This is a genomic window from Methanosarcina sp., from assembly GCF_049706645.1.
Lineage (GTDB): Archaea > Halobacteriota > Methanosarcinia > Methanosarcinales > Methanosarcinaceae > Methanosarcina.
The window spans coordinates 61075-68102 of record NZ_JBNAKP010000017.1; the positions used below are offsets into that span (position 1 = coordinate 61075).

Below are 7028 nucleotides of genomic sequence, written 5' to 3' on the forward strand. Positions count from 1 at the left end.
GGGATTTTCAGGCCGGAATTATTCCCCTACCCAATCCGATTCCGGATCTACGCAACCGGAAACCCGCGCAAGTCTATCATTAAATTTTTTATCGCAGTTTAAAGCTTGCAGATTCAGGCGATATTTTTAAAGTTTACGGTATCCTGCATAATTCATATCTACTAATGCTGGAAAGCCTTAATAAATTTATGTGACGATAGCGTCAAGCTTCTCCAGTTCCAGGGCACGCCTGATCTCAAAGGCCAGCCTTCTTCCGGTACTCATTGGTCTTCTCCAGAGCGAGTTGCCGTAAGAATGGCCTACTGACATATGTACATTGGTCCCGCCGCCTACTCTTGGGGCGACATCATAGATATAGAAGTTAAGGTCCTTGTCAACGCAGGTCTGCAGGCAGAAAGGCCCTATTATTCCCGGAGCATAATGTTCCTGGGTAGCTTTTATATATTTTTCTCCCATTTCGAATACTTTCTCAAGAAGGGATTCGCGCAGGGTTGCGGAATTGTGCCCGCAGACCGTATATTCGGGAGTTAGCTGGTGTTCGGCAAGGGCCATTTGCTGCGGAGCAGGAAGCCTTACGTGCCCGTCAAGGCTGGTCTCAAAGCGCCAGTCAATCCCAAGAAGTTCCAGCTTGCTCATTTTCGGCTCGATCGGAGAGTAAAACATATCAAGATTGAACACAGGACCTATGATATAACGCTCGATCCTTGCTTTTTCAAGGGCTTCCTGTGTGATAACTCCCTGTTTTATGAGGGCATCGGATTTCTCCAGATATTCCCTGTAACTTGAAGCGGTAAAAAATCCCCGTTCGAGTTTTTTCACTGCATGCGGAAGCTTGACCATTACAAGTTCATTGATATCCTTTGGAGACTCTATTTTTTCCGGGAATGGGAGCCCTGCTTTTTCCAGAATCCAGTAATAGCTCTGCTGTTCACTTCGTTCCTCGCTCCGAAGAAGATTCCTGCTCCCGACAAGAGGCACTCTGAAATTCTCTTCAATCTCATCTATACTGCAGTAGGAGGTAAAGGAACGGTTAGGGATAAAAAGCACATTTTCATCAACCAGTTTCTGCTGGTTTTCGGGCAGGAGGATTTCGTTATACTTTTTGAAAACAACGGTCTCGTCGACAATCCCCCTCTTTACTTTCCCGTAAGGGTCTCTCTGGGCCCTGAAGTATTCGCTGTATGTCTTTTCCCTGCCAGCCTGGCAGACAGCCAGAGTCCTGAATTCTTCTTCAACTGCCCCATCACAGATGTCGAGTCCTGAATGAGAGGCTATTGTCCCGACCTTTATCTTATCAGCGTGGGTATAGTAACCTTCAACGATTTCTTTAATTTCTTTCCTGTCAATCATATCTGATGTTCCTTGGCTTTGGAAATAGCTCCTTTCATTAAAATGGTGATAGGTATGGTTTTTCAAGCCTGCTGCCCAGGTGAAGAGACCTTTAAGTGCAGGCCTGGTGACTATTTGCCAGGTATTATGAAATAGAGATTCTGATAGGTTTTCCCCATTAACGGCTTTACCTATTAAAACCCTTTCTAATATAAGTAATCATTTATATAATGAAAGAGGCGTCCGGAAAGAGTAGGTCAGAATAGAGTAGGCCACAGAAGGTTTAAAATCAAAAAATAGGCCGGTGGATATATAATGTCTGGACAGGATACGGCCATAAGAGGGTGGACAGCGAAAACTTAATCTCAAAAATAATAGGCTGGAAAAGATTCCAAGCTTTCTCCGGCGTTTCCGGTCTCTCATTTTCTTTCCGGTCCTGGTGATTTTTATACAAAACTCAGGATAAGAGGCGTAATAAAGGTTTCAATTACGGCTGCAACGAAAAGAAGAGGCACGATCCAGCGGAAATAAAACCCAAGCCCGTCTTTAAATTCCCTTTTGACCTGAGTAGGCTTGCCTATAAGGGCAGAAAATACCTGGTGCCCGAGCCGGAGCCCTATGCCGGCAGCAAGGAAGACCATAGGCAGTTCCAGTATCCCATGAGGGATAAGGGCAAGCAGAATAAAGAGCAGACCTCTCTCCTGGGCTACCAGGTAAGCGATTACTCCCACAAGGTATCCATTGAAAGCGATAAATACCACTGGGAGAACTCCCAGAGCCAGCCCGAGTACCAGGAAAAGCAGGCTTACAAAGGCATTGTTAAGAAAGATCGCAAACATTATAGAAAGAGGGTCCATTGTTAATAGTGACTCGAAACGGGAACTGAAGCCTTCCCTGAGGGTATCAGCCATAGAAGGGAAACTTGAAGCTGAAATATAGCCTGTAGCCAGAGCCCCGAAAAATACAAAGGCCATTATTACTGCATAAGGCCAGATAAAGCGCACGTATCCGGTAAACCCTTTTTTCGGGTCTTTTCTGCTATTGTGCCAGGTTTCTGCCGCGCTGTTCCCGGGAGGAAAATCTTTCTCCCCTGCAGCATATCCCCTATTTTCCCCTTCAGGAGTTTCTGCCTGTACTCCTGCTCTTCTTTCCTGTAAGTTATAGTCTCCCTTTCTTTCCATACCTATCCCCACCAGTAATCTTCAGCCTGCTTAATCCTGACCCAAATGCACAGGGTGCCTATCAAATGGGTTTGTCTGAGATCTCCAGCAGTCTCAGATTCCCAGCATCATCCGGACCGTGTTCCGGGTTGCGGGAGAAAGCCCAAGGATCAAAATGACCATTTTGATTAGCACTTTCAGGTTCAAGGAACGTTCGTCATCCTCAAACTGAGTGTCAAGCACGTAAAGAACCCCTATGAAGATAATAAGCTTCAATGGATACATAACCAATGCGGTGCCAGTAAGATCGATAAGATAGGAGGGCACTACATGCTTTTCAAAGTATCCAAGTTTATCTACCCCTACGTAAGTTGAAGAAGCATCCATCAGATGAGCCATCAAGATCGAAAGGTTCAGGGGATCGGTAAATATCGAGGATTTGAAATGGCGGGCAATCAGGTAGAAGGTAAAGGTCAACCCTGTTCCTGCTACGAGCACGAATACGGGAACGTACGAGGCTACCATATTCTCAAAATACAGTAGGGTAGCGAGGTTTATGAAAAACCATCCGAGTCCGAAGCTTGCAAAGGTGAGATGAAAATCCTTTACCAGCCCCGCTTTCTGCAGCCGGATGGAAATCCAGAGGCAGCCTACGGTTATCGCAAAAACCAAAAAGTAAATATTGGGAGTTATGAGAAGGTAACTGAATGGCGGGTGGAAGATACCTGCAGGAGAATCTTCAAGTACGCGCAGGGAAGAACCCGCAAGTACAAAAGGAAGGACAGACGCAATAAAGCGCGGGGTGAGTTTTACCTCAAGCTTTTCGAGCAGCCTGAATATCCCGAATATACAAATGCCCAGTACCATTGCCCAGGTAAAAGTATTTACAGCATTATACCCCTCATCGCCTCTTATGGGGTCAAGATAATAGGTATTAATAAACTGTGATATTTTATCTATTGAAAAACTCATCTTATCACTCATTCAAAATGGCAATATCCTAATACGATTAATACTTACTGTATTGGGCGAACTTACTCCCTTAATCAAGAAAGTAGTATTCCTCTCCAGTGCGCGGTGTTCGTTTTAATGACAGATATTTCTTTCCGGAAGGTTTTATCCCAATAAGGGCTAACAGTATTATAAAGATTAAGCTTAATATATTACTTCATTTTTATAATTGTCTATATAACCCTGACGTTATATTTATACACAATACAATAATGCAGATATTAATAATGCAGATATGGAATTTGTAGTGATGTGAATATATAAATTATAATGATATAAACATGGAAATGACCTTAAATAAGTTCTTAATAAAAGAATTGTGATAAACCAATTCCAGAGCAAAATCAACGCTGGAACAAAATCAACGCTGGAATAAATCAATCCTCAAAAATGTACTGAAATTGATAAAGAATTAAGTTAATTAATTAAGTTAACATATTAAATTATGTACCTGATATGCCGTAGTCTGCTGATAATTGGAAATCTGTGGCTTCGTATGTATACTCGGGTTTATAATAGCCAATTTACCATCTATCGTGATCGAATACTGATGCAGGTATGAAATGACCATTGACAAAAACAGCGCAAAATGGATGCAGCTTCCCAGAGATGTGCTTATCGGGCATGGCGTGCTTGAGGAAGTCGGATATGTCTGCAGGGACCTGAAACTGAAAGGAAATGCGCTGATAATAACCGGAAGTACTACAAAGGATATTGCAGGCAAGAGAGTCAGTAACCTCCTTGAGAGTGCAGGCAGTAGCGCGGAAACGGTTCTAACATGCAAAGCTACTATGGAAGAAGTTGAAAAAATCATGGAAAAGGCCCTTGAAGTAGAGGCGAATTTCCTCCTTGGGGTTGGAAGCGGCAGGTCTATTGACCTTGCGAAACTTGCTTCGACCCGGCTTGAGCTTCCTTTTATCAGTGTGCCGACTGCAGCTTCCCATGATGGCATTGCATCTTCCCGTGCCTCAATTGTGGATAATGGGAGAAGTACGTCTGCACAGGCTCAGGCTCCGATTGCCGTTATTGCAGACACGGAGATTATTTCAGCAGCTCCTTTCCGCTTCCTTGCAGCTGGCTGCGGAGACATAATTTCCAATTACACGGCAGTGCTGGACTGGGAGCTTGCAAGCAGGATCAGGAACGAATATTTCGGGGAATATGCTGCAGCGATCTCCCGTATGGCTGCCCGGGTCATTATAGATTATGCAGATTCGATCAAGCCCGAGCACGAGATATCGGCAAGGCTTGTGGTAAAGGCTCTTGTATCGAACGGGATTGCAATGAGCATTGCAGGCTCTTCAAGACCTGCCTCAGGCTCGGAGCATATGTTCAGCCACGCTCTTGACAGGATAGCCCCAAAACCCGCGCTTCACGGGGAACAATGTGGGGTTGGCACAATTATGATGATGTACCTCCACGGGGGAAACTGGCAGGAAATCAGGGACGCTTTAAAAAAAATAGGGGCTCCTGTAACTGCCGAAGAGCTGGGTATAGAAGATAAATATATAATCGAAGCCCTGTTACATGCACATAGTATCCGCCCTGAACGTTATACAATTCTTGGGAGCGGTCTTACCCCTTCGGCTGCCGAGAAAGTTGCAAGAATCACAAAAGTCATAAGTTGAAAAGTTATTCTTATTCAGGCTATAATCGAGGATCGGTGTCCGTTCAAAGTGCAGGAACTTAAAGCCATGATTCTATTCTGGAATCCAGCAGCTCAAACCCTGTTAAAGGGAATCCGGTTAATCCGAAGCCACATAATTCCTGACCAAAATAATCACTTAATTTCTAATTAAAGTATTATCCAAATCAAACCCGATATCGAAATTCAAATTATCTCGGGATAAGCTCCAGGTACCCTGATAAACGGGGTACGACCTCGAAAACATAAGCGTTGAGCCGCAACCGTTGCGCCGGTTGATCACGCCGTCACCAGGGATTTTCGATCAAACCTTTTCACAAAAGGTTTGCGTTGCGCGGTTTGATCACGCCGCTGAGAGGGATTTTCGATCAAGCCTTTTTTAAAAAGGCTTGGGGCAAAGGCCCGAAGACAACAATATGGATGAGTTATATATGACAGAAAGCGATACCAAAATAACACTTATCGGATCACGGCTTGCAAGGGAAGGGCTGGAATTCATATTTAAAGGTGAAATGCCCGAATGCAAGAAATGCCGGCTGAAGAACACCTGCCTTAACCTTGAACCCGGACGCAGGTACAGAGTCGAGAGAATAAGAAGCAACGACATCCACGAATGTTTCCTTCATGATAGCGGTGTACTTGCCGTAGATGTCAGCAGGGCTCCTATCCTGACCACAGTGGAATCAAGAAAGGCAGTTGACGGGGCAAAAATAATGTATGAGCCTCCAAAGTGCGGCAAGAGGGAGTGTGGGGTATATGAGATATGCCACCCTGAAGGGCTTTCAAAAGGCGATAAATGCAAAATTGTAGAGGTTCTCGAAAGCCTTGATTCCAGGTGCGAAGCCAACTATTCACTGAAAAAGGTGAAATTGTCCTGGTGAATGTAAACAAACACATTTTAGTAATAGTAAGATTGATTATCAATAAATAAAAAAGGTTAGAAGCGGTGTTATAAGTGCCTGAACAAGAAATGAACCAGGTCCCCCCCTATGAATTTTATACCCAAAAGCGCTGGGAAAACTGGCTCGGACGGGCAAGAGAGAGCGGTTTCCAGATAAAGGAGTCGGAAGAAGAAGCCGGAAAGGAGAGTGCCATATTCGTAAATATGGTCGATGATGTTATCCTTGCCTGCCTGAAAGTAACTGCACGCTTTGATAAGGGTATGCTATCCAGAGAAAAAGCTCTGGAGATCCTGGCTGAGATCCGGGACATCGTACTTTCCGAGGTTGAGCCAATTTCCGAAGACGTCGACCTTATGATAGAATCGATCCAGACCTCTCTTATGGGGGCCCTTGTCGCCTTCGAGTCCTATGTTATTGGCGACTACGATGAGGGAGCCGACATTGCAGTGCTTGCAAAATCAGCTATTGAAGCTGAGGAATCGGACAACCTTGAGCTTGCCCTTGACTATACTGCACACTGCGGTGCGCTCGTGCTGAAAGGAAAAAGCCTGCCTGAAGAAGTTATGGCCGACCTCCCCTACGGCATTGTTGCAGAATGGCTTGACGGAATTGATTCCATCTCGGCTGCAATGGTAGGAAGCGACAGCTACAAGGAATTTGACGAAGGAGACGAAGAGGACGCCGTTTAAAAGGTTCCTCTGCAATCAAAGGATTTCCCTTTTCAAATTTTATGGAATGCGGAAATCCTTTGAAAACTTATTTAGGTTAAACCCTGGTCCGAACGTCGAATATTTAGCTCAAAAAAGAATTTAAAAATTAAATAAAAATTGGGTGTTACGAAATAGTAAAAAATTTAGTTAAAGAGCTTGTTTCAAAACTACTTCCAGACCCTTTAAACCAATATTTTGGAGTAGATAACCAACATCAATAAAGCTAAATGGAATATCTGTGTTTAGCCAAAACCATTAGTAACCGGAGTTT

General features: G+C 44.2%; 6 protein-coding genes. 3 read left to right on the top strand and 3 right to left on the bottom strand.

The features are described from left to right. Positions 1–186: 186 nt before the first annotated feature. The 3 genes from ACPK8D_RS07860 to ACPK8D_RS07870 all read right to left on the bottom strand — a co-directional run bounded on the left by ACPK8D_RS07860 (position 187) and on the right by ACPK8D_RS07870 (position 3461). Complete coding sequence (locus tag ACPK8D_RS07860) at positions 187–1350, bottom strand: formate--phosphoribosylaminoimidazolecarboxamide ligase family protein (protein WP_424717302.1); 1164 nt, start codon at positions 1348–1350, stop codon at positions 187–189. A 425-nt stretch (positions 1351–1775) separates the two neighbouring features. Next, positions 1776–2510 carry a stage II sporulation protein M gene (locus tag ACPK8D_RS07865; RefSeq protein ID WP_424717303.1) on the bottom strand — a complete coding sequence of 245 codons (735 nt, stop codon included), beginning with the start codon at positions 2508–2510 and terminating at the stop codon, positions 1776–1778. A 93-nt stretch (positions 2511–2603) separates the two neighbouring features. Next, positions 2604–3461, bottom strand: a complete 858-nt coding sequence (locus ACPK8D_RS07870; protein ID WP_424717304.1) for a DUF63 family protein — start codon at positions 3459–3461, stop codon at positions 2604–2606. Positions 3462–4063: 602 nt separating this feature from the next. Between ACPK8D_RS07870 and ACPK8D_RS07875 the strand changes: the two genes are divergently transcribed. The 3 genes from ACPK8D_RS07875 (at position 4064) to ACPK8D_RS07885 (ending at position 6736) form a co-directional block, all read left to right on the top strand. Beyond that, positions 4064–5128: an NAD(P)-dependent glycerol-1-phosphate dehydrogenase gene (locus tag ACPK8D_RS07875; RefSeq protein ID WP_424717305.1), complete on the top strand. Its 1065-nt coding sequence runs from the start codon at positions 4064–4066 to the stop codon at positions 5126–5128. 448 nt (positions 5129–5576) lie between these two features. Beyond that, the gene (locus ACPK8D_RS07880) at positions 5577–6026 is read left to right on the top strand and encodes a UPF0179 family protein (protein WP_424717306.1); all 450 of its coding nucleotides are present in this window, start codon (positions 5577–5579) and stop codon (positions 6024–6026) included. A gap of 74 nt (positions 6027–6100) precedes the next feature. Next, positions 6101–6736 carry a DUF2150 family protein gene (locus tag ACPK8D_RS07885; RefSeq protein ID WP_424717307.1) on the top strand — a complete coding sequence of 212 codons (636 nt, stop codon included), beginning with the start codon at positions 6101–6103 and terminating at the stop codon, positions 6734–6736. Positions 6737–7028 lie beyond the last annotated feature (292 nt).